Source organism: Pantoea sp. App145 (genome assembly GCF_047947045.1).
Taxonomy (GTDB): Bacteria; Pseudomonadota; Gammaproteobacteria; order Enterobacterales; family Enterobacteriaceae; genus Pantoea.
In genome coordinates this window covers 959,500-982,992 of sequence record NZ_CP133290.1, presented here as the reverse complement: position 1 = coordinate 982,992, position 23,493 = coordinate 959,500, and the positions used below count along the sequence as shown (strand labels likewise).

Sequence of the window (23,493 nt, the reverse complement as noted above, 5' to 3'; positions counted from 1 at the left end):
GGCAGTCTTTGTGAAACGCTAATATTTGCGAAGTGCTATCAAAAATTTTGCAGGCAAAATCATGTGGTCTGAATACGCGCTTGAAGTGGTGGATGCGGTGGCTCGCAGCGGCAGTTTTAGCGCAGCGGCGCAGGAGTTGCATCGCGTGCCCTCTGCCATCAGCTATACGGTACGCCAGCTGGAAACCTGGCTGGCCGTGCCTTTGTTTGAAAGGCAGCACCGGGAGGTGGTATTGACGGCAGCGGGTGAGCATTTCGTGCGTGAAGGCCGGAGTGTTATCAAAAAAATGCTGGCAACCCGACGCCAGTGCCAGCAACTGGCTAACGGCTGGCGTGGTCAGTTGAGTATCGCGGTTGACTGTATCGTTAAACCGCAGCGTACCCGGCAACTGGTAAAGGATTTCTACCGTCACTTCCCGGATATGGAGCTGATTATCAGCTATGAAGTGTTCAACGGGGTCTGGGATGCGCTGGCTGATGGACGGGTCGATGTGGCGATTGGGGCCACCCAAGCCATTCCGGTCGGTGGGCGTTTCGCCTTCCAGGATATGGGCGCGCTGAACTGGCGTTGCGTGGTCAGTCCCGGGCATCCCCTGACAAAAAGTACCCAGCTGGATGAAGAAACCTTACGGACGTGGCCTTCGCTGGTGCTGGAGGATACGTCGCGGGCGCTGCCGCGGCGTATGACCTGGACGCTGGATAACCAGCGGCGTCTGGTGGTACCGGAGTGGGAAACCGGGATGGATTGCCTGCGGGCAGGTTTGTGCGTGGGCATGGTGCCGGGCCATTTAGCCCGGCGACTGCTGGATAGTGGCGAGTTAACCGAACTGACGCTGCCTGCGCCTTTCCCGGAGAGTCCCTGCTGCGTCAGCTGGTCGGAACAACGCGCTTCACCGGCATTAAGCTGGCTGCTGGATTATCTGGGCGATGCTGAAACGCTCAACCATGAGTGGTTGAGCGAAACGATAGCTTAGCGACGATAATCGCGGAACGGGCCGTCAGCGACTGAGCGGCGTTCAATCAATGTTGGCTGCACTTCGATGGTCTGCGGCTCTTCGCGTTTACTGGTGATGCGATCGAGCAGCATTTCCAGTGCTTTTTCTCCCAGCTGCGCTTTCGGCTGATGAACGGTCGTCAGCGCTGGGGTGAAATACCGGGCGTTGCGCACGTTGTCATAGCCAATCACCGAAATATCCTGTGGCACACGCAGCCCCATTTCATCGGCGGCACAAATCGCGCCCATCGCCATGATATCGCCGCCACAAAACACCGCCGTCGGACGTTGTTTCTGGTTGAGGATCTGCTGCATCGCCTGATAACCGGATTCTGGTTCGAAGTCGCCCTGCACAATCCATTCCGGACGAACGGTAATACCGGCTTCATGCAGTGCCTGCATAAAACCAGCATGACGACCGCCGCCAGTGTTGCGCTCCATCTGGCCGGGGATGGCACCAATGTCGCGATGTCCACGTTCAATCAGGTAACGTCCCGCAAGATAGCCGCCCTGGAAGGCGTTATCCTGCACGGTATCGGTGAAATCACCGCGAGACTCGCCCCAGTCCATCACCACCATCGGAATATTGCGGTTCTCTTCCAGCATGGTGAGCAGGTCGTCCGGATATTCGGAACACATCACCAATAAACCGTCGACGCGCTTTTGCGCCATCATCGAGAGATAAGCACGCTGCTTTTGCAGATCGTTATGCGCATTGCCGAGAATCAGCGTGTAGCCGCGGTCGAAACAGTGGTTTTCTACCGCTTCGATGATTTCCGCGAAATAGGGGGCTTCGCTGGAGGTGGCGAGCAATCCCAGTGTTTTGGTGTGGTTGACCTTCAGGCTACGCGCCACGGCGCTGGGCGAGTAGTGCAGTTCTTTGATCGCTTCCCATACGGCGTTACGCGTCTCTTCCGCGACAAAACGCGTCTTGTTGATGACATGCGAAACCGTGGTGGTGGAGACACCGGCGCGTTTCGCCACATCTTTAATTGTTGCCATGAAAATGGTACTCCCGGGCTTATCGCAACTTACTGATAAGTATATTGTTAAACGTTTGCGTCTGCTAATGGTTTTGCGCCCCAATTTTTGGGGCAAATGGCGAAGAAAAAGGCGTTAACTCTGAGTCTAAATCACTTTAACAGGCCACAAACACAGCGTGCGCAAAATCTGTTGCGCAACGAAAGGCGGCGATTCTAGCAAGCTGACGCGGATAACACGAGATTTTTGCCGGGGGCTGTGCGAAAATTACATTAACCCTTCAATTAATGTGACTAAGGAGTTGTGATGAGTACAGACCTGAAACTCGCGCTGGGTACTACCGTTGGCGCGCTGTTAATGATCATCGTGTTCAGCTTCACCGCGATCCTTCATTAATAAAAAAGCCGGACCTGAAATTTCAGTGTCCGGCTTTTTATTGCGCGGTGACCGCTTAGCGAATGGTTTTTGGCGTCATCATGCGGCGTGCACCGACATAATGCTTCTGCCAGTAATCTTCACCTAATGCGCTAATCTGAATATCTTTACCGGTACGCGGTGACTGAATAAACTTGCCGTTGCCAAGGTAAACACCCACATGGTCAGCGGTACCGCGATGGTTAATGCGGAAGAACACCAAATCTCCTTTCTCCAGCATATCGCGTTTAATCGGTGCCGCATCACGCAGGTGATACATTTCGTTAGCGGTGCGTGGGAATTTGTATTTCACCAGGTCTTTATAGGCATACCACACCAGACCACTGCAATCGAAACCGGTATGTGGTGAAGTACCACCCCACTGGTAGGGTTTACCGATCTGACCCATTAATTTGTTCATCGCCGTTTCACGCGCCTTTTGATAGCGCTGCCGGTGTGATTTGCTCATCCTGATGGTGGTGAGGTCGCTGGCGTCATCCTGCTCAGATGTGACTTTCGCCACGCGCTGATGACCATATTTTTTGATCGGCGACTTCAGCAGGGTTTTTCTGCGGGTAGTTTTGTGCAGCGCAGTTTCGGTTTTGGTGGGTTTCTTCAGTCTTAACTTATGAACACTGCTGGTAAGGCGTGATTTTTTGGTGCTGGTCTTGACCGGGCGTCGTTTACGGCGCTCATCTTCGCGTGCACTTTTTTTCTCTGCATTATGCAAACTGGCATTGATGGGCGCATGCGGTGACGCAGAAGCCACATTAAAAAACAGTTGGGCGAAAGCCAGCATAAAAAGCGTAATAAGTAAACGCATAGTCCGGTTACAGGTTAAGCAGTCTGCGATAAAACAGCCTGCGGCAAGTTAGAAAAATCTGATCAATGATCAGCGCCGGAATTGATTCTAATCCACTTTTTTTCCAAAAGGTAAGGCATTTTTCGATTAATCTGTTACCAGATGGTATCTGGGGCAAAAATGAGCGATTTCAGCCGGTTAACGCAGCATAATTATTGCCAATTATTAATCGGTTCATGCTTGCTAATGATATGAAAATGTTATTTGTTGCGCTGGAACTTAACAAACATGGCGATTAAGGTCGCTGAGAAGCAAAATCCCGTTTTCAGTGCGGGGGTGAAGTCGCTACAATAAACAAACACGAAGTGAGGAATTAAGGAAGGCAAAAATGAGTACTGTTGAAAAAATTCAGCGCCAGATCGCAGAAAACCCGATCCTGCTGTATATGAAAGGTTCGCCGAAACTGCCAAGCTGCGGTTTCTCTGCGCAGGCGGTGCAGGCTCTGTCTGCCTGTGGTGAGCGCTTCGCGTATGTTGATATCCTGCAAAACCCGGATATCCGTGCTGAATTGCCGAAATATGCCAACTGGCCAACGTTCCCGCAGCTGTGGGTCGATGGCGAGCTGGTCGGTGGTTGCGACATCATCGTTGAGATGTTCCAGCGTGGTGAGCTGCAACCGCTGATTAAAGAAACTGCTGAGAAGTATAAAGAAGCAGAATAATTGCAAAGGCCGACGCATCGTCGGCCTTTCTTTTGGTCATTCTGCGTCGTCTTCCGACACATCGTCACTGAATGCGACCGGCCAGCCGCCAAGGCGCTTCCAGCGATTGACCAGTTCGCAAAACAGCGTCGCGGTTTGTTCAGTGTCATACAAGGCAGAATGCGCCTGGGTACTATCGAAATCCATACCTGCCGCTTTACAGGCTTTTGCCAGCACCGTCTGACCTAGCACCAGGCCGCTTAACGCTGCGGTATCAAAAGTGGCAAAGGGATGGAATGGGTTGCGCTTCAGACCGACACGTTCGGCTGCCGCCATAAGAAAGCCATGATCAAAGGTGGCGTTATGCGCCACGATAATCGCGCGATTGCAGTGACTGTCCTTTGTGCCTTTACGCACCATCTTAAAAATTGCATGCAGCGCTTCATATTCGCTCACCGCGCCACGGAGCGGGTTGCTGGGATCAATCCCGGTAAACGCCAGTGCATCCGGGTTAAGAACCGCACCTTCAAAGGGTTCAACGTGAAAATGCAGCGTTTCGTCGCGATGCAACCAGCCGTCTTCATCCATTTTGAGTGTGGTGGCGGCAATTTCCAGCAGGGCATCGGTTTTGGCATTAAAACCGGCCGTTTCGACGTCGATCACCACGGGATAAAAACCGCGAAAGCGTTGATGGAGAGCGTTTAAGTCGTTCGATTCAGACATCAGGATCTCATAGCAATAAATGGGGCAGCGCGCATTATGGCAAAAATTGCGGGAGGGTGCAGCAGGAGAGAGGAGCGCCAGCCCGTAAATACCCAGGCTGGCAGGCAGGCTTAGTTGCCGATGCCGTGTCCGGCGTGTTTGTTTTCGATCAGTTCGATTTTGTAGCCATCCGGATCTTCGACAAACGCAATCACCGTGGTGCCGCCTTTAACCGGGCCAGCTTCACGGGTCACTTTACCACCGACATTGCGGATGCGGTCACAGGTGGCCGCAACATCATCGACGCCCAGTGCAATGTGTCCGTAGGCGTTGCCGAGATCATAGCTCTCGACGCCCCAGTTATAGGTCAGCTCAATCACGGCACCTTCGCTTTCTTCGGTATAGCCAACAAAAGCCAGGGTGTACTTATATTCGGTGTTTTCGCTCTGACGCAGCAGGCGCATGCCCAGCACACGTGTGTAAAAATCGATGGAACGCTGCAAATCGCCAACGCGTAACATGGTGTGAAGTAAACGCATAACATCCTCTTTTAACAAGCACAAAGGCTAAGTATAGCGAGTTAACGCTCTGAAGAAACAGCATTGCCGCACATCCGGTGCGGCAATCAAACTTTCTTATAACGTCGGGTAATCGGTATAACCTTCGGCACCGCCACCGTAGAAGGTTTCCGGACGCTGCGGATTCAGCGGCGCATCCTGTTGCAGGCGAGCCACCAGATCCGGGTTGGCGATAAAATCACGACCAAACGCCACGGCATCAATCAGGCCACGCTGAATCAGGTTATCCGCTTTTTCAACGGTGTAGGCTCCCGCACCGATGATCACCCCAGGGAACAACGCGCGTACTTTCTCACGGAAAGCGTCGCTATAAGGCTGACCACCCGCCCAGTCTGGCTCTGACAGGTGCAGATAAGCCAGTTTACGTTTGCCTAATTCCGAGATGTACCACAGTGCGGCGGCTTCTTCATCCGCGCCATTTTCCAGATTCTGGAAAGCACCAATCGGTGAAATGCGAATACCGATGCGATCGGCAGACCAGTTAGCAATCGCCGCATCTACCACTTCGAGTGCGAAACGACCACGTTTGGCAATCGAACCGCCGTACTCGTCTGTACGCTGGTTGGAGCCAGGGGCGAGGAACTGATGCATCAGATAACCGTGCGCCGAATGCAGTTCCAGCAAATCAAAGTCTGCTTCGCGTGCGTTGGCTGCAGCCTGGCCAAAATCCGCCACGATCTGCTGAATTTCTGCCACGCTGAGTTCACGCGGAACGGAGGTATCTTCACGGTACACGGTGCCATCGGTGTGCCGCAGTGAGGTACGGGTACCGGCAGCCAGAGCAGAAGGGGCGACCGGCGGCAGACCATCTGGCTGCACGCTATTATGGGAGATACGCCCGGTATGCCACAGTTGCACCGCGCTGTGTCCGCCCGCGCCGTGAATGGCCTCGTTGATGACTTTCCACGCGGCGATTTGCTGCTGGGTGTGCAGCCCCGGCGCACCGGCATAACCTTTCGCCTGGAAAGAAATCTGGGTCGCTTCCGTGATGATCAACCCGGCGCTGGCACGTTGCTGATAATACTCGGCCATCAGTGGGGTGGGGATATCGCCTGGCTCAATGCTGCGCAGACGCGTCAGAGGGGCCATGAAAACACGGTTAGGCACGGTAATCGCACCCACTTTCAGGGGGGAAAACAGCTGTTTACTCGCCATGATGACTCCTGTATTAGACCGGTCGTCTAGAAACTGCGGTTTTTAAAATCAGTGGCTGGTCAGCCACTGTTCAATGGTTTCGAGCGCCAGACGAATCGGGCCTGGCTCCCGTGAGATCTTGCTTTGCAGGCTGGCGCCCAGCCACAAAAGATAGCAACGTTGTGCCAGCTGTTGCGGGGTTTGCCCATACAACAACGCCTGTTCAGCTGCCACGTCATTGAGACAGCGGGCATAGGCATTAATCACCGCCGTTGCGCCATGTTGCAACGCATCCCGCATCGGTTCTGACAGGTCGCACACCTCGGCGGACAGCTTCACCCCGAGACAACCCATGATATGGCCTTGTTCGATAAATAAACGTTCCGCCGAACGAAAGTGTTGCAGGAAACGCTCACGTGCTGTGGCACCAGGCTGATTGAGTTGCTGCTCAATCATCTGCAAATGATGGACAAAATAGCGCTCCAGCAGGGCCACACCGAAGGCTTCTTTCGAGCGGAAGTAGTGATAAAACGAGCCTTTCGGCACTTCCGCCAGCGTCAGCATTTCGCTGAGGCCCATCCCGGTAAAACCGCGTTGCAAACACAGCTGCTCGCCGGTAGCGAGCAGATGTTCACGGGTTTCGTTGCGTTGCAGAGTCTTGTTCATGGACAGCAGAGTAGTAGACCGATCGGTCTAATGCAATCTTTAGCTGGCTGCCTGGCACGATCTGATCATATCCAGTTGCGGCTGATATTCGCGGGTCTGGATGTTGAACATGCCGAGCAGAGTATGAAACAGATTGTCCTGTGACACCGGCTGATCGGCGGCCTGCTGACGTAAACACCCCTGATTAATATGGTATGTGGCGGCGTAGCCCGGCGACATCCACATCAGCAACGGGATATGAGTTTGCTGTGAGGGGGCAAACATATAGGGAGCACCGTGCAGATACATGCCATGTTCACCCAGCGATTCACCGTGGTCAGAAAGATAAACCATCGCCACATTGAAGCGATCGCTCAAACCTTTGAGTTTATCAATGGTGCGGCTCAGCATATCGTCGGTGTACAGCAGCGAATTGTCATAGGTATTCACCAGCGCCTGGTGGTCACAATCCTGGATCTGATTGCTGTCACAGGTTGGGGTAAAACGACGGAATTCAGCAGGATAGCGCTGATAATAAGCCGGGCCGTGGCTACCCATCTGATGTAGCACGATAATGCCGTCGTTATGCAGGCTGCCAATGTAGTTGTCCAGATTGTGCAGCAGGACATCATCAAGACAAAAACCGTCATGACAATATTGCGGCAGGTTCCACAGGGTCATATCAGTATGCGGGACACGATCGCAGGCACCTTTGCAGCCGCCGTCATTCTCGCGCCAAAGTACGCTCACCCCGGCATGGGCCAGCACATCGAGCAGACCTTCCTGATGGTGGGCCAGGTTGGCATCGTACTGCTCACGTGGCATATTCGAGAACATGCAGGGCACGGAAACGGCGGTTTCGGTGCCGCAGGAGCTGGTTTGCGGATAGTAGATCACCTGCTGCTGTTTCAGCTGCGGATTGGTTTCACGCGCATAGCCGCCGAGGGAAAAGTCTTCAGCGCGACCGGTTTCGCCCACCACCAACACCACCAGCGTTTTTTTCTGTTCGGCGGCGATGAATGGGCCTTTATGGGCATCTTCGCCGATCTTCACCAGTTGCTGGCTGCCCTGTAACCAACGCTGATCGACATAATGGCCGGTACCGCTGACGATATTGGCCGGGGTGATCATTTTTACCAGCCCTTTGTTGTTGCGGATCAGCGAGGCGTAATCTTTATAAAACAGCACCGCCATCAGCAGGATTATCAACAACGCCCCGAGGGCACCGGCCAGGCGCTGCAACAGGCTCCACCACCAGCGTTGTCCTGAGCGGATACGGACGCTGGTGATAAACGCCGCAGGCAGAATCCCCATCAGCAGCATCCAGATGACCCATGTGCGGCTGATCAGTGCACCGGCTTCCTGGGCATTCGACTCAAACACGTTTTCAATCATGTTGGTATCGATAACCGTACCGAAGCTGTGCATAAAGTAGTTAGCGGCGGCACTGGTCAGCACCAGCAGGATCAATAGCGGTTTACGGATAAACGGCCAGGCGAGCAGGGTAAAAATAAAGTAGAACGCGGCGATCAGGACCACGGGAATACTGGCGGCGAACAGATAATCATGCAGCCGTGTATAGGGAATAATTTGCCATGCGCGCAGCAAAAACAGGCCATTTAGCACAACACCAAAGAAAAACGCGGCGCTGAAATTAAACCAGCCAGAGTGACACTGTAACTTATTTGGGAATTTCATGAAAACTCATCAATGGAACAGAATCGCGCCAGAGTAGAGACAAAATATGAGGAAAACCTTAACCAAACTTAAACGCCCCCTGGGTCCACAGGGACAGATTAGTAAGTAACGGTAACCCGCTGGCTGGCAGAAAATTGATTGTGCAGAATACGTGCAATTGGCGTTTACTCTGCGCACAATGTCACTAAGCTGTTATCAATATGCTGCAATTTGCCTGTACCGGAGTGGATGTGGCCGAGCAACTTGAGTTTTTTCCTGTCCCCAGCCCCTGTCGGGGGATTTGCCAGAGCGATGCTCGTGGCTATTGTCGTGGCTGCCTGCGCAGTCGCGAGGAGCGTTTTGACTGGATGAAATACAGTGATGCGCAAAAACGCCATGTGCTGCGTTTATGCCGTCAGCGCTGGTTACGCCTGCAACGCAGTCAGAAACCCGAAGAACCTGACGAACCGCAACAACCCTCACTGTTCTGACCGTTGCTGTGGGTCACTTTCCGTTATACTGCCGATTCATCCATTCGGATTTGCGTTTAACGGAGAGCTATGATGTTACAGCCGCAACAAATTGCCCCGCAGGGACCGCTATTTTCACCGCTGATCATGGGTTACTGGCGTCTGATGGAATGGGGCATGACGCCACAGCAGTGCGTGCAGTTTATCGAGCATCATCTTGCGCTGGGCATCACCACGGTTGACCACGCGGATATTTATGGTGATTACCAATGTGAGGCCGCATTCGGTGCAGCGCTGAAACTGGCGCCGGGTTTGCGTGAAAAGCTGCAAATCGTCACCAAATGCGGCATCGCGACGCGCGCTAAACCGGAACACCAGATCGGCCATTACATCACTGATACCCGCCATATTTTGCAGAGTGCAGAAAATTCGCTGCGCCATTTTGCTACCGATTATCTCGACCTGCTGTTGATTCATCGCCCCGATCCACTGATGGATGCGGATGAAGTTGCCGAAGCATTCCTCTCATTGCATCAGAGTGGAAAAGTGCGTCATTTCGGTGTCTCCAATTTCACCCCGACCCAGTTCACCCTGCTGCAATCACGTCTGCCTTTTACCCTGGCGACCAACCAGCTGGAAATTTCCCCGCTGGAACAATCGACATTACTGGATGGCTCGCTGGATCAGTGCCAGCAATTGCGTATGCGCCCGATGGCCTGGTCCTGCCTCGGCGGTGGGCGTTTATTTAACGACCCGCATTACCAGCCGCTGCGTGATGAACTGCATCAGGTGAAACAGGAAATCGGTGCCAGCAATATTGAACAGGTGGTGTATGCCTGGGTGATGAAACTGCCCAGCCGCCCCTTGCCGATCATCGGTTCCGGTAAAACAGCGCGTGTCAGTGACGCGGTGGCGGGCTGTCAGTTGACGCTGGATCGCCAGCAGTGGTTCCGCATTCGTAAGGCTGCACTGGGCTACGATGTGCCCTGAAGCGTAAAAATGCGTCAAAATGCAGCAGCACCGGGAAAAAGCAGCCAGGCTTACAGGGAACTCACCATAAGGAGATGTTATGAACAGAACCCTGATTGCTGTTCTGGCGCTGCTCTGTAGCGGCGTTGCCCAGGCTGCTTCAGAAGAAGTCGAGCTGCACAAAGTGACGGAACAAGGTATTGGCGCGGCGATTGGCAAGGTGACCATCACCGAAACCCCTTACGGGCTGCAATTTACCCCCGCGCTGAGTGGTCTGCCTGCGGGCATCCATGGCTTCCATGTCCATGCTAACGGCAGCTGTGAACCCGGCGAATCGGCCGGGAAAATGGTGGCGGCGGGTGCGGCAGGGGGGCATTTTGATCCCGGAAAAACCGGAAAACATCTGGGACCCTATGCCGAAGGCCACCTGGGCGATCTGCCTGCGTTATATGTCGGCGATGACGGTAAAGCGAATTATCCGGTGCTGGCCCCGCGTATCAAATCCCTGAATGAAATCAAAGGGAAAGCCCTGATGGTGCATGTGGGCGGTGACAATCATTCTGATCACCCGCAACCGCTGGGCGGCGGTGGTGCCCGCTTTGCCTGTGGTGTGATTTAACCGGGGTCGGCGACCTGCCGCCGCCCCGATTTGCGTAACCAGACATTTCTCAGATATTTTTGCACTGTTCCCGCTGATTTTTCCCGCCTATGATACGTGGCAGGGAACAAAACCGCTCAGGGGCAGGAATGAAAACGTGTGGGATCATGTTGTTATGTGCGTTGCTGGTAGGATGTGATCAACCGAATGATACACAATTACGACTGGACGCCAGTCGGCAACTGCAAAGAACGATCGATGTTAATCCGCTACGCGCCAGCTGCGAGGAGATTGCCCGTGGGCGCGAATGGCTGACACAGCGAACGCTGGAAAAGCTGGAAGCGAAAGGCTGTCAGAATGTGCTGCGCAGTGCGACTGAGACCAACTTCATCCATGCCGAAGTTTATCGTCACACCATGACGGTGGTGTGTGGTGCTATCGATGGGAAAAGTTTTACCGGCACCGATCTGCCGCGTCGTTTTATCTATTCCCCGGAGGAGAAAGCTTTGGTGCTGGAACCGATGTCTGAGCAGGATAAAACCCGCTTTGAGGGGCGAAAAACCCTGCAACAGTTGCAGGATGATTTTAACCGGCAGCAGCAACAATATTGTCAGTAGGCACGGCCTGTTTCAGCTGCGCCAGCGAACAGCGTAAACGCCAGAGAATGCCGGCAAGAGTATTGGCTTCGCTGTCTTGCGTGACCGGGAGATGGGCAATCATTTCCTCCAGTTCATCCAGCGTCGCCTGCAAGGAGGTGTGGCGCACACCACGCAGACTCATAATCCGCTGTAAATCCTGCAAACTGCTGTCACGCATCTGGGCCAGGGTGGGAGAGCTGGGCTGCCATTCGCGTAACTGCCAGACAATATGCGAACAATTGAGCAGCACCACGCCCCAGCGCAACAGCCATACTCGCGCCTGTTCATCGCGGCTATTACTTAACTGGCTGATATGATGATAAATCTGTGATTCGAAGCGACTCTCGCTTAAACGAGGGTGGCGACGCAATTGATCGAGGAAGGCATGGCGCAACGCGCGAATATGACGCCGACTGCGACGCGCATCCGAGCTGGGGCGCAGCACCTGAAACGCCAGCCAGGCCAGCATCACACCACAAACTTTTGCCAGGTTATCGTTGAGGAAACTCTGGTAATCCCAATCCGGCGGGTTACTGACGGCAATAAACGATCCCATGAAGACAATAAATTGTCCCCACATCCCGGCGCGCGCTTTCTGCTGCAATTTGAACAGCTGCAATGTCAGCAACAGCGGGAACAGCACCAGCAAAAACTGCCACAGCGCGCTGATCTGCACCATCAAGCCAAACTGCAACACAAAACTGAACACGGACAACCACAGCAGGGTTTTCAGCAACAGAGAGATGCTGCCGGTGGGTGAGGGAGCTGAAGAATACAGCACGCAGGCGATGGCGGTGAGGGTCAGCGCTGCTGCGCCGGAATCCCATTGGGTCGCGATCCAGTACGCACAACCCAGCATAATCACGCTGAAAGTGCGTAACGCACTCCAGCCCGCTTCCGCGTTGTCGCTTTCCCGCGCCAGTGAGGGAACACGCGGTGGTTGAAAGCGCGTATCGGCATCGGCACGCTCAATCAGCCTGATCCAGCGCTGCACGTTAAGGTAAATCCAGGCAAAGTAGCGCAGACGCTGTACAAAGGCACGCTGGCGATAATCGCCCTCAGCGGCGGGGGTGATGCTGCGCAGAATCAGCGCCAGCCGGTATTTATCACATTCCGGTTGGGCCAGTTCGTGCAGCAATTTTTGCATGGCGTCGAATAACAGTGGCGGCGCGTCTGGCCAGTTCAGCAGCATCCGGCGCAGACTGGAAAGCACGCTGGTTAAACGCAACTGCTGATGCAGCACGTAGTTGAGCACGTTATTTTGCCGACGAAAACGATAGTGGCTCCAGAATGCCTGAATACGTAGCAGGTTCATGGTCAGAATCTGGCTGATGACATTTTCATGGGCAGAGCGGACATTATCGGTACTGCCTTGTTGTAACAGCAGCACTGCATGGTCCAGCAACCGGGCATGCATTTGCCGCAGCGATCCCATTAACGCGTGACCATCGGAGGTGCTGGGCAGCACCATCATCATCAGCCCGGCACACAAAATCCCGGAAATGACTTCGCAGACGCGAGCCTGGGTAATGGTCCATAACTCGCTGATATCAGTAATATTGACGCTGCTAAACGCGATGATCGCGGCAGTATAACCGGCCAGCGAGAAGGCATAAGCCACATTATTTTGAAAGTGATTGGCAATCCAGGTACATAGCGCCAGCCAGCCCGCCATAAAAAAGGCAAATAACCAGGGTTCATTCAGCGTATGTCCGGCAATCAGCAGTGCAGCGGTGGCACCGAGCAAACTGCCGACGATGCGGCCCAGGCTTTTGCTGATCGCCCCACCCACAGTGGGAAAGCTGACCACTGCCGCCGAGGTCATCGCCCAGTAAGGTTGGTCCAGTTGCAGTGCATAGGCGACGGAGAGCGCCAGGCACATCGCAATGGCGTTGCGCAAGGCATAGCGCCATTGGCCGCCTGAGGCTTGAATCCACGGCAGATTTTGCCACGCCAGCCACTGAAAATTCATCCGCAGCCTCAGCGCACAATCGAAATGGTACAGGTGGTGCCCGCCACCAGCGGGACATTATCCGGGATAGCATCCAGCTGGATACGCACCGGAACACGCTGTGCCAGCCGCACCCAGGGGACGTTCGGTTTGATATCCGGCACCAGACCGCTGTCGCTATCGACACTCTGGTCATAAATGGCACGGCCAATGCTTTCAACTTTGCCTTGCAAGCGCTGGCCGTTGCTGTACAGCACGATATTCGCGGTGGCACCTGGCTGGATATGGCGTAGTTTGGTCTCTTCGAAATAACCCATCACGTAAAAAGAGTGGCTATCGACCAGAGCAAACAACGGTGTTCCGGCGGTGGCATAGTTACCGGGGCGTAGCGTGAGATTGCTGACCCAACCATCAGTCGGCGCGCTGATTTCGGTTTGCTGCAAATTCCAGCGCGCCTGATCCAGCGTAGCCTGGGCGGCTTTGGTGGTGGCGGTGGCGGCGTTGGCCGTCAGACGGGCGGCGTCGAGATCCTCGGCGGAAATAACGTTACGCGGCAGGTTGCTGCGACGGGCTAGCTCATGCTGGGCCTTTTCCTGGTCCGACTGTGCTTTCGCCAGCTGGGCTTCGGCATTCTCCAGCGCGATTTGCCACGGCACCGGATCGATCGTCAGCAGGGTTTGCCCTTTATGCACAAACTGATTGTCGCGTACCACCAGCGTAATGATGCGGCCAGAGACCTGTGGGGTGATATCCACCAGTTCGGCACGCACTTTGCCATCCCGCGTCCACGGTGATTGCATGTAGTAGTTCCACATCCACCAGCCCGCCAGTAGTGCCAGGGTAAACACGACCAGAGTAGAAAAGTATTTAAAGGGATTGAATTTCATGGCGATTTATCCGAGGCTCAATAACCAAAGTGCGGCGGTGACGCACAGCACAAACAGGGAAAGATCCATTAATGTGGGATGCCAGATATCACCGGAGTACATCCAGCCACGCAGCAACGGATGGATAAGTAGCCAGAAAAAGAAACCCAGCAGTACCGCTTTAAACAGCGGTGGGAAGAACAAGGAGGCACCAAATACCAGGTCGGTAAGCGGGGCGTTAGCGGTAAAGAGGAAAACAGACACGTATCATCTTCCTTAGTTAACCCAGAATCATTCTCAATGAAGCGTAGATGAGTGCGTGTGTCAGCTGGCCTGGGATTTGTATTTTGTCCTGTAAACTCGCAGAATAGTGTAAAATCTGGCTTGATAGCTAGCAAGCTAATTATAAGGAGATGAAATGGATACGACACTCGGAACGGATTTATCTCGCCTGGTGCGCATCTGGCGTGCCTTGATTGACCAGCGTCTTAAGCCGCTTGAGTTAACGCAAACGCATTGGGTGACGTTACACAATATTCATCAACTCCCGCCAGAGCAGTCGCAGATTCAGCTGGCGAAAGCCATTGGTATTGAGCAACCCTCGCTGGTGCGCACGCTCGATCAGCTGGAAGAGAAGGGGTTAATTACCCGCTCGACCTGCGCGAACGATCGCCGTGCCAAGCGCATCAAACTGACCCGGCAGGCCGAGCCAATTATCGAGCAGGTCGAAAGTGTGATTGATGCCACCCGCGACGATATTCTCAATGGTATCAGCCTGGAGGAGGTGAATCAGATGGTGACGCTGATTGCCCGGCTGGAGAGAAATATTCTCGAATTACAAAATCGGGAGAAATAAAAAAACCGACGCGCAGGCGTCGGTTTTTTGTTTCTGGTCGCTTAGCGCGGCGATACGGTAACCTGGCTGCCGTTCGACGCCATGACGACACGCTGGCCGACAGAGAAGCGGGTTGCTGCCTGCTTCTGCACTACCATGATGGTGTTACCGTCATCCTTACGGATTTCCAGCTCTACACCGTCACTCTTGTTCAGAGTACTCTGTACGCCCTGGCCCGCAACGCCACCCAGCACGGCACCGCCTGCGGTTGCCAGTGAACGGCCGCTGCCGCCACCGATGGTATTACCCAGGAATCCACCTAATACGGCACCGCCAATGGCGCCAATCACGTTGTTCTCATCACCGCCCTGAATTTTAACCGGACGGACCGACACCAGGGTGCCGTAGGAAACGCTTTGTACCTGTTTGGCTTCATTGGCACTGTAAACATCGCCGGAGAGGGTGTCATTGCTGACACAACCTGCCAGCGTTAAGCCAGTCAGTGAGACGACCAGGAAACGCTTAATCATCAGAAAGCTCCTTATTGCAAAAATGCGCCATGATCTCATTCTGTCCTGCACAGAGTATAAGACACAAACCAGGCAATTGACTTTAGTCCGAATTATACGCGGCTGGAGGCGAAGCATAGACCATTGCATCTCAACAAAAATTCAATTGGACAACGAAAATATTTTACCCTGGATTACGCATCGCTTTGTGCTTAAAAAGCGGAATTTAATCATAGAATTAGCCACCGTAATTTGCCAGGCTACTCTGAGATGAATCATTTGCCCGCGTGCGAGTAAGGAAAGTATATGAAATCAGGGCGCTATATTGGTGTGATGTCCGGTACCAGTCTTGACGGTGTCGATGTGGTACTGGCGGCGATTGATGAACATATGGTGGCGCAGCAGGCGAGCTACTGCCATCCGATCCCCCAGGATTTGCGTCAGCAGGTGCTGGCGATTTGTCAGGGGCAATCACTGACGCTCTCGCAGCTGGGACAGCTGGATACTCGTCTTGGCAAGTTGTTTGCCGAGGCGGTATTAACGCTGATGCGCCAGCAGTCGCTGGAGGCCAGCGATATCATGGCGATTGGCTGTCATGGACAAACGGTGTGGCATGAACCCTTAAGCGATGCGCCTAACACCTTACAGATTGGTGATAATAACCAGATTGTCGCGGCGACCGGCGTCACGGTGGTGGGCGATTTTCGCCGCCGTGATATGGCACTCGGGGGGCAGGGCGCGCCGCTGGTGCCCGCCTTCCATCAGGCATTATTGATGGACAGCGTAGAACGGCGCATGGTGTTGAATATTGGTGGCATCGCCAACCTCTCGCTGCTGCTCCCTGGCCAGCCGGTGCGCGGTTTTGACACCGGACCAGGCAATATGCTGATTGATGCGTGGATCTGGCGTAACAAAGGTCAGGGTTACGACAAAGATGCCGCCTGGGCGCGCAGTGGACAGTTAGTGCCTGTGTTGCTGGATCAAATGCTGGCCGATCCCTGGTTTGCCTTACCGCCACCGAAAAGCACCGGGCGTGAATATTTCAACCTGAGCTGGATTGAACAACAATTGCAGCGTTTCCCGGCACTGGCAGCGCAGGATGTGCAGGCCACCCTGACGGAGCTGACGGCACAGACCATTGCGCAACAGGTACAACTGAATGATGGCTGTGATCGCCTGCTGGTATGCGGTGGCGGCAGTCGCAATCCGCTGCTGATGGCACGCCTGGCCGCACTGTTGCCGGGTACGGAAGTGAACACCACCGATCAGGCCGGTATCAGCGGCGATGATATGGAAGCGCTGGCCTTTGCCTGGCTGGCCTTCCGCACCCTGTCAGGATTACCGGGCAATTTACCGGCCGTGACCGGCGCGCGCGCGATGAGCGTGCTGGGTGCCGTCTATCCGGCCAATCCCCGGCAGACACGTTAAGGAGTGAGGATGAAAAAAGCGATTATCATCGGTGGCGTCCTGCTGCTGAGTGGTTGTGGTTTAATGCCCAAACAGGCCGGGCAACCGCAAACCCTGCATTACCAGTGCGGAACTTTGCCATTGACCGTCACGCTGGATAACCCGCGGCAGCAGGTCAGCTTTATTCTGGATGGCAAACCCCTGACGCTGACACAGACAGTTTCTGCCTCCGGCACGCGTTACAGTGACGGGACTTATGTCTTCTGGTCGAAAGGTAATGGTGCTTTTGTCGAGCGTAACGATAAGATTGTGATTAATGACTGCGAATTGCAGAATGCGGGCAGTTCCGCCCAGTGAACGGTTGAGAAAGAGTACATAGCATGAGCGACAGTGACAGTTTGCAAACTATTGCCCACCTGCGTCGTGAATACACTCGCGGTGGCTTACGACGTAAAGATTTGCCAGATAACCCTCTGGCGCTGTTTGAACAGTGGCTGCAACAGGCCTGCACCGCGCAGTTGCCCGATCCGACGGCCATGACGGTGGCGACGGTGGACAGCAGCGGTCAGCCTTACCAGCGTATCGTGCTGCTCAAGCACTACGATGAGAAAGGGATGGTGTTTTACACCAACCTCGGCAGCCGCAAAGCGTTACAGCTGGCGGAGAATCCGCGTATCTCGTTGCATTTCCCGTGGCATTACCTGGAACGTCAGGTGATGGTGCTGGGGGAAGTGGAAAAACTCTCGGCGCTGGAAGTGCTGAAATATTTCCATAGCCGCCCGCGTGACAGTCAGATTGGGGCCTGGGTATCGAAGCAGTCGAGCCGGATTTCGGCGCGTGGCGTGCTGGAAGGCAAATTCCTTGAACTGAAGCAGAAATTCCAGCAGGGCGAGGTGCCGTTGCCGAGTTTCTGGGGCGGATTCCGGGTGAAATTTCACACCATGGAGTTCTGGCAGGGGGGCGAACATCGTCTGCACGATCGCTTCCTGTATCAGCGTCAGGACAATGGCTGGTCAATCGACCGTCTTGCCCCGTAAAACTGCGTTTTAGCCCCTTTCAACGCTGGCGCACTTGGCGTCAGCGCTTTATGCTATAGCCCTCATTTTTTTCACTTCCGCAAATCAGCGGAAAGCTATGTACCAGCCTGGGTGCAGTCTGATCAATTTGGAGTCAGTGATGACCAGCAGTAACCTGATACAACAATTGCAAGAGAGGGGCTTAATTGCCCAGGTAACGGACGAGGAAGCGTTAGCAGAGCGACTGGCGCAGGGGCCAATTGCACTCTATTGCGGCTTTGATCCCACCGCTGATAGCTTGCACTTGGGCCATCTGGTGCCGCTGCTCTGCCTGAAACGTTTTCAGGACGCCGGACACAAGCCGGTCGCGCTGGTGGGTGGTGCCACCGGTCTGATTGGCGATCCCAGCTTTAAAGCAGCAGAACGTAAACTGAACACCAGCGAAACCGTGGGCGAGTGGGTGGAGAAAATCCGCAAACAGGTTGCGCCTTTCCTGAGTTTCGATTGTGGTGATAACAGCGCCATCGCCGCCAACAACTATGACTGGTTTGGTGGTATGAACGTGCTGACCTTCCTGCGTGATATCGGTAAACATTTCTCTGTTAACCAGATGATCAACAAAGAAGCGGTCAAACAGCGACTGAACCGTGAAGATCAGGGCATCTCCTACACCGAGTTCTCTTACAACCTGTTGCAAGGTTATGACTTTGCCGAGCTGAACAAACGCTACGGCGTGGTGTTGCAGATTGGAGGTTCCGATCAGTGGGGCAACATCACCTCGGGTATCGACCTGACCCGTCGCCTGCATCAGCAGCAGACCTGGGGTCTGACCGTGCCGTTGATCACCAAATCTGACGGCACCAAATTCGGTAAAACTGAAGGTGGCGCGGTATGGCTCGACGAGAAAAAAACCAGCCCGTATAAGTTCTACCAGTTCTGGATCAACACCGCCGATGCGGATGTCTATCGCTTCCTGAAATTCTTCACCTTTATGAGCATTGAAGAGATCAATGCACTGGAAGAAGAAGATAAAAACAGCGGCACCGCGCCACGCGCACAATATGTGCTGGCCGAGCAGGTGACCCGTCTGGTGCACGGTGAAACCGGTCTGGCGGCGGCAAAACGTATCACCGAAAGCCTGTTTTCTGGCAGCCTGAGCGAAATGACTGAGGCCGATTTTGAACAGCTGGCGCAGGATGGTATGCCGACCATCAGCCTGAACGCGGAAGACGATCTGCAACAGGCGTTGGTGAAAGCCGAGCTGGTACCGTCACGCGGGCAGGCACGCACCATGATCGGTTCGAACGCGGTATCACTGAACGGTGAAAAACAATCAGACGCTGAGTATCGTTTCAGCGACAGTGACAAACTGTTCGGGCGCTTCACGCTGTTGCGTCGCGGCAAAAAACACTACTGCCTGATTAACTGGCAGTAAGCACTTCAGGGCCGGTCTCCGGCCCTTTTTTATGGCAAGGCAGTACAGGGCAACAATGAAAAATATTCTCGCAATCCAGTCACATGTTGTTTATGGCCACGCCGGAAACAGTGCGGCCGAGTTTCCCATGCGTCGGATGGGGGCCAATGTCTGGCCGCTGAATACCGTGCAATTCTCCAACCACACCCAGTATGGGCACTGGACCGGTACCGTGATGCCCGCCACCCATCTGACCGATATTGTGCAGGGCATTGCGGCGATTGACCGTTTGAAGACCTGTGATGCGGTGCTGAGTGGTTATCTGGGTTCCGCCGAGCAGGGCGAGCAGATCCTGGAGATTGTGCGCCAGGTGAAAGCGGCTAATCCGAACGCCTGGTATTTTTGCGATCCGGTGATGGGGCATCCGGAGAAAGGCTGTATTGTTGCGCCCGGTGTGGCGGAGTTTCATTGCAAAATGGCGCTACCGGCCAGTGATATTGTCGCGCCTAATCTGCTGGAGCTGGAAATGCTCAGTGGTCAGAGCATTGCCAATGTCGAACAGGCGGTGGTTGCTGCCCGTGCCTTGATTGCCCAGGGGCCGAGAGTGGTGCTGGTTAAGCATCTGGCACGCGCCGGACGCCGCAGCGATCGTTTCGAGATGCTGCTGGTGACCGCCGATGAGTGCTGGCATATCGACCGTCCGCTGGTGGATTTTGGTGTGCGTCAGCCGGTCGGCGTCGGCGATTTGACCAGCGGCCTGCTGCTGGTGGATCTGCTGCATGGCAAGTCACTGCGTGATGCGCTGGAACACGTTACCGCAGCGGTGTATGAAGTGATGCTGAAAACTCATGAAATGGGCGAGTACGAGTTACAACTGGTTGCCGCGCAGGATGCGATTGCGCAACCGACGCAGCACTTTGACGCCGTTAAAATTTAAAACAGGTTGTCCCTTTGTAGCGGCGCGATTTATCGCGCGGGTTTTACCCCGGCGCAGCATACCTCAATGCGCGATAAATCGCGCCGCTACGAATCAGTGCCACAGGCCGGAGTCACCGGCCTGTCATCATCAAACCAGACCTTCCGCTTTCAATGCGGCCTGCACTGCCGGACGCTCTGCGACGCGCGCAAACCAGCTGTTCAGCGCGGGCAGATCGCTCAAATCCAGTTGCACCGCCTGCGCCCAACGCGTCACCACGAACAGATAGGCATCGGCGACGGTAAAACGCAGTCCCATCAGCCATTGTTTATCCTGCAAGGCGTGATCGACGATTTCGAATTTTTTCTTCAGTTGCTCACGCACCAGCGTTTTGTATTCGGCAGGGGTATCTTTTCTGAACAGTGGGCTGAAGCCTTTATGCAGTTCGGTGCCGATAAAACTTAACCACTCCAGAGTGTGATAACGCGTCAGGCTGCCCGTCGGGGCCAGCAGATGGCGATCGGGTTTTTGATCGGCCAGGTATTGCACTATCGCCGTGCCCTCAGTCAGCAGCGTGCCATCATCAAACAGCAAGGCGGGAACTTGTCCTTTCGGGTTTATCTGCCAGTAATCTTCTCCTCGCTCGGTACGTTTCTGTTGCAGGTCAACATTGACCTGCGTGAAGTCCAGCCCGCATTCGCGCATCACAATGTGTGGCGAAAGCGAACAGGCACCGGGCTTACAATAGAGTTTCATCATGGCTTCTCCAGGTTTTGTTGTGATCGTAACAGCATAAATCGGCATAAAAGTTTTGCCAGTGATACCGATCAGGATTCATCGCTGCGGCGATAATTATCTGCATTGAAACAGGCGAGTGTCGGCAGTTGCGCCAGCGCGAAATCCCAGAACTGGCGCACTTTAGGCGTCATGTTTTTCACCCGTTGCGTCACCAGTTGCACTGGCAAGGCAGCGGGTTCCCACTCGGGTAATAAATGGACCAGTGTGCCATGGCGCACATCGTCCAGCACCTGGTAGGAGAGCAAACGACCAATGCCCTGGCCGTTACGCAACGCCAGCAGCTGGCTTTCGACTTCATTCACCCGCAGACGCGGTGTAATGCGCACGCGCACATCGCGGGCAAAGCGCCATTCCTTCGTCTGTCGCATCCCGGCGATCAGGGTATGTTCGTTCAATGCAGACGGGTGCAGCGGCGTGCCAGCGCGTTGCAGGTATTCCGGGCTGGCAATCAGCATACTCTGCACCTCACCGACACGGCGCGCCACCATCGAGGAATCCTGCAACTCACCGATACGCAAGGCGATATCCAGCGAGTTATCAATCAAATCCTGATAGCTGTCGCTTAACACCAGCTCCAGCTGAATTTCCGGATGCTGATCGAGAAAAGCGTTCACCAGCGGCATGACATGACGGCGGCCAAATTGAACCGGCGCGGTGACGCGCAGCAATCCCTGCAAGCCACTGTGGTGCGCACTGTCCATCGCTGCCTGATAGTTATCCAGTAGCTGGCGTGCCTGCTCAAACAACTGCCAGCCCGCTTCAGTAGGGGCCAGCTGGCGCGTAGTGCGCTCAATCAGCGTGGTGCCAAAACGTTGCTCCAGCGCCGCCAGCGTGCGGGTAATCACCGGTGGGGAACGCTGTAAACGCCGTGCGGCGGCGGCCAGGCTGCCTTGCTGGATGACGGTTACGAACACTTCAAGCTCGTCAAATCTGTCCATCATTCTTCCTGTTTCGGTAACAGTCTCTTGTTATAACACGATCTTCCTTACTTAAATCACAAGAGTAAGCTAAGCAAAACAGGAGACCACCATGAAACTTTACAGCACCCCGCTATCCGGCCATGCCCATCGTGTCCGTCTGTTGCTCAACATGTTACAACTGGACTATCAATGCATCGAAGCCGCTGCCGCGCAGCGTCAGCAGGACGAATTTCGCCTGCTCAATCCGTGGCAGCAAATCCCGGTTCTGGTCGATGGTGACGCGGTTATCTATGACAGCAACGCCATTCTGGTGTACCTGGTGCGACGTTATGCCCCGGGCAGCCACTGGCTGCCGGAGGAGCCGGTGGCGGCTGCGCGGGTGCAGCTGTGGTTAGGTAAAGCCGCAGGGGAAATTCGTTACGGTGTGGGTTCGGCGCGACTGATTAAACAATTTCAGACTCCGGAAGATTACGCCTCGGCCCGCAGTGTCGCCGCCCGTTTTCTGCCGCAAATGGAACAACATCTGAGCCATGGGCGCTGGCTGGTGGGTGAGCAGCCGACGATTGCCGATCTTTCCTGCTACGCTTACGTCGCCTGTGCGCCCGAGGGAGGCATCTCCCTGCAACCCTGGCCCGCGATTCGCCAGTGGCTGGCTCAGGTCGAAGCTTTACCCGGCTTTGAGGCGTTGCCGCCACTGCCACTCCCTGCGGACGAAGATCATGTTTCATCCCGGTGAACAACAGGCACAGCAGCTGGCAGGTTTTCACCAGGTACGTGCTGCCATCTATGATCAGATGCCGCAGCAGCATCAGCTGTTTTATGCTCAGCTGCCTTATCTGTTGCTGGCGCAGCGTGACCAGCACGGCTGGCCGCTAGCCCATTTGCTGATGGCGGCACCGGGTTTTGTCCAGCCGCTGGATGAAAACCACCTGGCAATCCAGCGCAGTGCACTGCAACGTGCGCCGCTGCTGTCATTACCGGAGGAGGGCGAGGCGCTGGCGATCCTTGGCATCGATTTTGCCACCCGTCGTCGTAATCGCGCGAATGGCGAGGTGGCGGCACTGGGTCCGGATCATCTGGTGATGCGGGTGCGCGAGAGTTTTGGTAACTGCCCGCAATATATCCATCAGTATCCCTGGCGAGTGCCTGCGGCGGGGAACATTGCGGTGACGCCGATAACCCAATTGAGTGGGGAAGATCAGCGTGTGCTGGCACGCAGCCAGACCTTTTTTATCGCCAGCGGCGAACCCGGTGGCAGTATGGACATTTCCCATCGTGGTGGTCCGGCAGGCTTTTTGCGCTGGCACGCGAGCGGGCAGTTGTCATTTGATGATTTTCCCGGCAACCGTTATATGAACACGCTGGGCAATCTGTTGCTGGATGCGCGCTGTGCGCTGCTGATCCCCGACTGGCAGCAAGGCACCGCGCTGCATTTACAGGGTGAAATGACCATCGACTGGGAAGCAGAAGATGGGGAGGGGAAAGCCTTCCGTCGTTTATGGTTTACCCCACATCATATGATGCGACTCGGAGCCGGTGCCTGCTGGATCAGGCCATAAA

General features: G+C 54.7%; 28 protein-coding genes. 15 read left to right on the top strand and 13 right to left on the bottom strand.

Going from position 1 to position 23,493, the window contains the following annotated elements; translation table 11 throughout:
- The first annotated feature begins 61 nt into the window (after positions 1-61).
- Positions 62-973, top strand: coding sequence for a DNA-binding transcriptional activator PunR (punR, locus tag RCF31_RS04375; RefSeq protein WP_416412614.1), 912 nt, complete (start codon positions 62-64; stop codon positions 971-973).
- On the opposite strand, the gene purR is transcribed toward punR, so the two are convergent.
- Complete coding sequence (gene purR / locus RCF31_RS04370) at positions 970-1,995, bottom strand: HTH-type transcriptional repressor PurR (RefSeq protein ID WP_084874071.1); 1,026 nt, start codon at positions 1,993-1,995, stop codon at positions 970-972. The genes punR and purR overlap by 4 nt on opposite strands.
- Before the next feature lie 285 nt (positions 1,996-2,280).
- On the opposite strand from purR, the gene RCF31_RS04365 reads away from it, so the two are divergent.
- The gene (locus tag RCF31_RS04365; RefSeq protein WP_139810913.1) at positions 2,281-2,370 is read left to right on the top strand and encodes a YnhF family membrane protein; all 90 of its coding nucleotides are present in this window, start codon (positions 2,281-2,283) and stop codon (positions 2,368-2,370) included.
- Positions 2,371-2,425: 55 nt separating this feature from the next.
- Here the strand turns inward: RCF31_RS04365 and RCF31_RS04360 are convergent, their stop codons facing one another.
- Positions 2,426-3,211 (bottom strand): C40 family peptidase, encoded by a 786-nt coding sequence (locus tag RCF31_RS04360; RefSeq protein ID WP_416412613.1) that lies wholly within the window; start codon positions 3,209-3,211, stop codon positions 2,426-2,428.
- A gap of 367 nt (positions 3,212-3,578) precedes the next feature.
- On the opposite strand from RCF31_RS04360, the gene RCF31_RS04355 reads away from it, so the two are divergent.
- Positions 3,579-3,911 (top strand): Grx4 family monothiol glutaredoxin, encoded by a 333-nt coding sequence (locus RCF31_RS04355; protein WP_021185244.1) that lies wholly within the window; start codon positions 3,579-3,581, stop codon positions 3,909-3,911.
- 36 nt (positions 3,912-3,947) lie between these two features.
- Here the strand turns inward: RCF31_RS04355 and rnt are convergent, their stop codons facing one another.
- From rnt to eptA, 5 genes are all read right to left on the bottom strand, one after another.
- On the bottom strand, positions 3,948-4,613 hold the full coding sequence (gene rnt, locus RCF31_RS04350; protein WP_416412611.1) for a ribonuclease T: 666 nt from the start codon (positions 4,611-4,613) through the stop codon (positions 3,948-3,950).
- Between the two features lie 110 nt (positions 4,614-4,723).
- Positions 4,724-5,131, bottom strand: a complete 408-nt coding sequence (gloA, locus tag RCF31_RS04345; RefSeq protein WP_299452548.1) for a lactoylglutathione lyase — start codon at positions 5,129-5,131, stop codon at positions 4,724-4,726.
- Between the two features lie 96 nt (positions 5,132-5,227).
- A complete protein-coding gene (locus RCF31_RS04340) occupies positions 5,228-6,325 on the bottom strand; it encodes an alkene reductase (protein ID WP_416412610.1) in 1,098 nt (365 codons plus the stop codon).
- 48 nt (positions 6,326-6,373) lie between these two features.
- Entirely contained in the window at positions 6,374-6,970 is a 597-nt protein-coding gene (locus tag RCF31_RS04335) for a TetR/AcrR family transcriptional regulator (protein WP_416412609.1), read from the bottom strand.
- 39 nt (positions 6,971-7,009) lie between these two features.
- Complete coding sequence (gene eptA / locus RCF31_RS04330) at positions 7,010-8,647, bottom strand: phosphoethanolamine transferase EptA (protein WP_416412608.1); 1,638 nt, start codon at positions 8,645-8,647, stop codon at positions 7,010-7,012.
- A 230-nt stretch (positions 8,648-8,877) separates the two neighbouring features.
- On the opposite strand from eptA, the gene RCF31_RS04325 reads away from it, so the two are divergent.
- The 4 genes from RCF31_RS04325 to RCF31_RS04310 all read left to right on the top strand — a co-directional run bounded on the left by RCF31_RS04325 (position 8,878) and on the right by RCF31_RS04310 (position 11,280).
- Complete coding sequence (locus RCF31_RS04325; protein WP_084878433.1) at positions 8,878-9,117, top strand: DUF1289 domain-containing protein; 240 nt, start codon at positions 8,878-8,880, stop codon at positions 9,115-9,117.
- A gap of 72 nt (positions 9,118-9,189) precedes the next feature.
- Positions 9,190-10,086 carry an aldo/keto reductase family oxidoreductase gene (locus tag RCF31_RS04320; protein ID WP_313686594.1) on the top strand — a complete coding sequence of 299 codons (897 nt, stop codon included), beginning with the start codon at positions 9,190-9,192 and terminating at the stop codon, positions 10,084-10,086.
- Between the two features lie 79 nt (positions 10,087-10,165).
- On the top strand, positions 10,166-10,684 hold the full coding sequence (gene sodC, locus RCF31_RS04315) for a superoxide dismutase [Cu-Zn] SodC (RefSeq protein WP_299452557.1): 519 nt from the start codon (positions 10,166-10,168) through the stop codon (positions 10,682-10,684).
- A gap of 128 nt (positions 10,685-10,812) precedes the next feature.
- Positions 10,813-11,280 carry a hypothetical protein gene (locus tag RCF31_RS04310; RefSeq protein ID WP_299452559.1) on the top strand — a complete coding sequence of 156 codons (468 nt, stop codon included), beginning with the start codon at positions 10,813-10,815 and terminating at the stop codon, positions 11,278-11,280.
- Here the strand turns inward: RCF31_RS04310 and RCF31_RS04305 are convergent.
- The 3 genes from RCF31_RS04305 to RCF31_RS04295 are packed head-to-tail and all read right to left on the bottom strand — an operon-like array spanning position 11,249 to position 14,382.
- Complete coding sequence (locus RCF31_RS04305; protein WP_416412607.1) at positions 11,249-13,273, bottom strand: FUSC family protein; 2,025 nt, start codon at positions 13,271-13,273, stop codon at positions 11,249-11,251. The genes RCF31_RS04310 and RCF31_RS04305 overlap by 32 nt on opposite strands.
- An 8-nt stretch (positions 13,274-13,281) precedes the next feature.
- A complete protein-coding gene (locus RCF31_RS04300) occupies positions 13,282-14,139 on the bottom strand; it encodes an HlyD family secretion protein (protein ID WP_299452562.1) in 858 nt (285 codons plus the stop codon).
- A gap of 6 nt (positions 14,140-14,145) precedes the next feature.
- Positions 14,146-14,382 carry a DUF1656 domain-containing protein gene (locus tag RCF31_RS04295; protein ID WP_208714832.1) on the bottom strand — a complete coding sequence of 79 codons (237 nt, stop codon included), beginning with the start codon at positions 14,380-14,382 and terminating at the stop codon, positions 14,146-14,148.
- 154 nt (positions 14,383-14,536) lie between these two features.
- Between RCF31_RS04295 and slyA the strand changes: the two genes are divergently transcribed.
- Entirely contained in the window at positions 14,537-14,974 is a 438-nt protein-coding gene (gene slyA / locus RCF31_RS04290; protein ID WP_299452566.1) for a transcriptional regulator SlyA, read from the top strand.
- Positions 14,975-15,015: 41 nt separating this feature from the next.
- Here slyA and slyB read toward each other — a convergent pair whose 3' ends face one another.
- On the bottom strand, positions 15,016-15,483 hold the full coding sequence (slyB, locus tag RCF31_RS04285; protein WP_084874340.1) for an outer membrane lipoprotein SlyB: 468 nt from the start codon (positions 15,481-15,483) through the stop codon (positions 15,016-15,018).
- Between the two features lie 285 nt (positions 15,484-15,768).
- Here slyB and anmK point away from each other — a divergent pair, with 285 nt between their 5' ends.
- From anmK to pdxY, 5 genes are all read left to right on the top strand, one after another.
- A complete protein-coding gene (anmK, locus tag RCF31_RS04280; RefSeq protein WP_416412606.1) occupies positions 15,769-16,890 on the top strand; it encodes an anhydro-N-acetylmuramic acid kinase in 1,122 nt (373 codons plus the stop codon).
- A gap of 9 nt (positions 16,891-16,899) precedes the next feature.
- A complete protein-coding gene (locus RCF31_RS04275; RefSeq protein WP_416412605.1) occupies positions 16,900-17,226 on the top strand; it encodes an MliC family protein in 327 nt (108 codons plus the stop codon).
- A 23-nt stretch (positions 17,227-17,249) separates the two neighbouring features.
- Positions 17,250-17,906, top strand: a complete 657-nt coding sequence (gene pdxH / locus RCF31_RS04270) for a pyridoxamine 5'-phosphate oxidase (RefSeq protein ID WP_084874349.1) — start codon at positions 17,250-17,252, stop codon at positions 17,904-17,906.
- A gap of 139 nt (positions 17,907-18,045) precedes the next feature.
- On the top strand, positions 18,046-19,320 hold the full coding sequence (gene tyrS / locus RCF31_RS04265; protein ID WP_310617249.1) for a tyrosine--tRNA ligase: 1,275 nt from the start codon (positions 18,046-18,048) through the stop codon (positions 19,318-19,320).
- A 55-nt stretch (positions 19,321-19,375) separates the two neighbouring features.
- Positions 19,376-20,236, top strand: coding sequence for a pyridoxal kinase PdxY (gene pdxY / locus RCF31_RS04260; RefSeq protein WP_299452583.1), 861 nt, complete (start codon positions 19,376-19,378; stop codon positions 20,234-20,236).
- A gap of 129 nt (positions 20,237-20,365) precedes the next feature.
- On the opposite strand, the gene gstA is transcribed toward pdxY, so the two are convergent.
- A complete protein-coding gene (gstA, locus tag RCF31_RS04255) occupies positions 20,366-20,971 on the bottom strand; it encodes a glutathione transferase GstA (RefSeq protein ID WP_313684914.1) in 606 nt (201 codons plus the stop codon).
- 71 nt (positions 20,972-21,042) lie between these two features.
- Complete coding sequence (locus tag RCF31_RS04250) at positions 21,043-21,951, bottom strand: LysR family transcriptional regulator (protein ID WP_299453180.1); 909 nt, start codon at positions 21,949-21,951, stop codon at positions 21,043-21,045.
- 91 nt (positions 21,952-22,042) lie between these two features.
- On the opposite strand from RCF31_RS04250, the gene RCF31_RS04245 reads away from it, so the two are divergent.
- Together RCF31_RS04245 and RCF31_RS04240 are read left to right on the top strand one after the other, a co-directional pair.
- Positions 22,043-22,669, top strand: a complete 627-nt coding sequence (locus tag RCF31_RS04245; RefSeq protein WP_416412604.1) for a glutathione S-transferase family protein — start codon at positions 22,043-22,045, stop codon at positions 22,667-22,669.
- Positions 22,653-23,492, top strand: a complete 840-nt coding sequence (locus tag RCF31_RS04240) for a pyridoxamine 5'-phosphate oxidase family protein (RefSeq protein WP_416412603.1) — start codon at positions 22,653-22,655, stop codon at positions 23,490-23,492. The genes RCF31_RS04245 and RCF31_RS04240 overlap by 17 nt, the downstream gene beginning before the upstream one ends.
- The last annotated feature ends 1 nt before the right edge of the window (position 23,493 follow it).

Excerpts from the sequence above, each read along its gene's own strand:
- RCF31_RS04300 (WP_299452562.1), bottom strand. The coding sequence starts at position 14,139 with ATGAAATTCAATCCCTTTAAATACTTTTCTACTCTGGTCGTGTTTACC.
- RCF31_RS04305 (WP_416412607.1), bottom strand. The coding sequence starts at position 13,273 with ATGAATTTTCAGTGGCTGGCGTGGCAAAATCTGCCGTGGATTCAAGCC.
- pdxY (WP_299452583.1), top strand. The coding sequence starts at position 19,376 with ATGAAAAATATTCTCGCAATCCAGTCACATGTTGTTTATGGCCACGCC.
- purR (WP_084874071.1), bottom strand. The coding sequence starts at position 1,995 with ATGGCAACAATTAAAGATGTGGCGAAACGCGCCGGTGTCTCCACCACC.
- RCF31_RS04245 (WP_416412604.1), top strand. The coding sequence starts at position 22,043 with ATGAAACTTTACAGCACCCCGCTATCCGGCCATGCCCATCGTGTCCGT.
- anmK (WP_416412606.1), top strand. The coding sequence starts at position 15,769 with ATGAAATCAGGGCGCTATATTGGTGTGATGTCCGGTACCAGTCTTGAC.
- tyrS (WP_310617249.1), top strand. The coding sequence starts at position 18,046 with ATGACCAGCAGTAACCTGATACAACAATTGCAAGAGAGGGGCTTAATT.
- RCF31_RS04250 (WP_299453180.1), bottom strand. The coding sequence starts at position 21,951 with ATGGACAGATTTGACGAGCTTGAAGTGTTCGTAACCGTCATCCAGCAA.
- RCF31_RS04355 (WP_021185244.1), top strand. The coding sequence starts at position 3,579 with ATGAGTACTGTTGAAAAAATTCAGCGCCAGATCGCAGAAAACCCGATC.
- slyA (WP_299452566.1), top strand. The coding sequence starts at position 14,537 with ATGGATACGACACTCGGAACGGATTTATCTCGCCTGGTGCGCATCTGG.
- rnt (WP_416412611.1), bottom strand. The coding sequence starts at position 4,613 with ATGTCTGAATCGAACGACTTAAACGCTCTCCATCAACGCTTTCGCGGT.
- pdxH (WP_084874349.1), top strand. The coding sequence starts at position 17,250 with ATGAGCGACAGTGACAGTTTGCAAACTATTGCCCACCTGCGTCGTGAA.
- gloA (WP_299452548.1), bottom strand. The coding sequence starts at position 5,131 with ATGCGTTTACTTCACACCATGTTACGCGTTGGCGATTTGCAGCGTTCC.
- RCF31_RS04335 (WP_416412609.1), bottom strand. The coding sequence starts at position 6,970 with ATGAACAAGACTCTGCAACGCAACGAAACCCGTGAACATCTGCTCGCT.
- sodC (WP_299452557.1), top strand. The coding sequence starts at position 10,166 with ATGAACAGAACCCTGATTGCTGTTCTGGCGCTGCTCTGTAGCGGCGTT.
- slyB (WP_084874340.1), bottom strand. The coding sequence starts at position 15,483 with ATGATTAAGCGTTTCCTGGTCGTCTCACTGACTGGCTTAACGCTGGCA.
- RCF31_RS04320 (WP_313686594.1), top strand. The coding sequence starts at position 9,190 with ATGTTACAGCCGCAACAAATTGCCCCGCAGGGACCGCTATTTTCACCG.
- RCF31_RS04340 (WP_416412610.1), bottom strand. The coding sequence starts at position 6,325 with ATGGCGAGTAAACAGCTGTTTTCCCCCCTGAAAGTGGGTGCGATTACC.
- RCF31_RS04275 (WP_416412605.1), top strand. The coding sequence starts at position 16,900 with ATGAAAAAAGCGATTATCATCGGTGGCGTCCTGCTGCTGAGTGGTTGT.
- RCF31_RS04240 (WP_416412603.1), top strand. The coding sequence starts at position 22,653 with ATGTTTCATCCCGGTGAACAACAGGCACAGCAGCTGGCAGGTTTTCAC.
- RCF31_RS04365 (WP_139810913.1), top strand. The coding sequence starts at position 2,281 with ATGAGTACAGACCTGAAACTCGCGCTGGGTACTACCGTTGGCGCGCTG.
- gstA (WP_313684914.1), bottom strand. The coding sequence starts at position 20,971 with ATGAAACTCTATTGTAAGCCCGGTGCCTGTTCGCTTTCGCCACACATT.
- eptA (WP_416412608.1), bottom strand. The coding sequence starts at position 8,647 with ATGAAATTCCCAAATAAGTTACAGTGTCACTCTGGCTGGTTTAATTTC.
- punR (WP_416412614.1), top strand. The coding sequence starts at position 62 with ATGTGGTCTGAATACGCGCTTGAAGTGGTGGATGCGGTGGCTCGCAGC.
- RCF31_RS04360 (WP_416412613.1), bottom strand. The coding sequence starts at position 3,211 with ATGCGTTTACTTATTACGCTTTTTATGCTGGCTTTCGCCCAACTGTTT.
- RCF31_RS04310 (WP_299452559.1), top strand. The coding sequence starts at position 10,813 with ATGAAAACGTGTGGGATCATGTTGTTATGTGCGTTGCTGGTAGGATGT.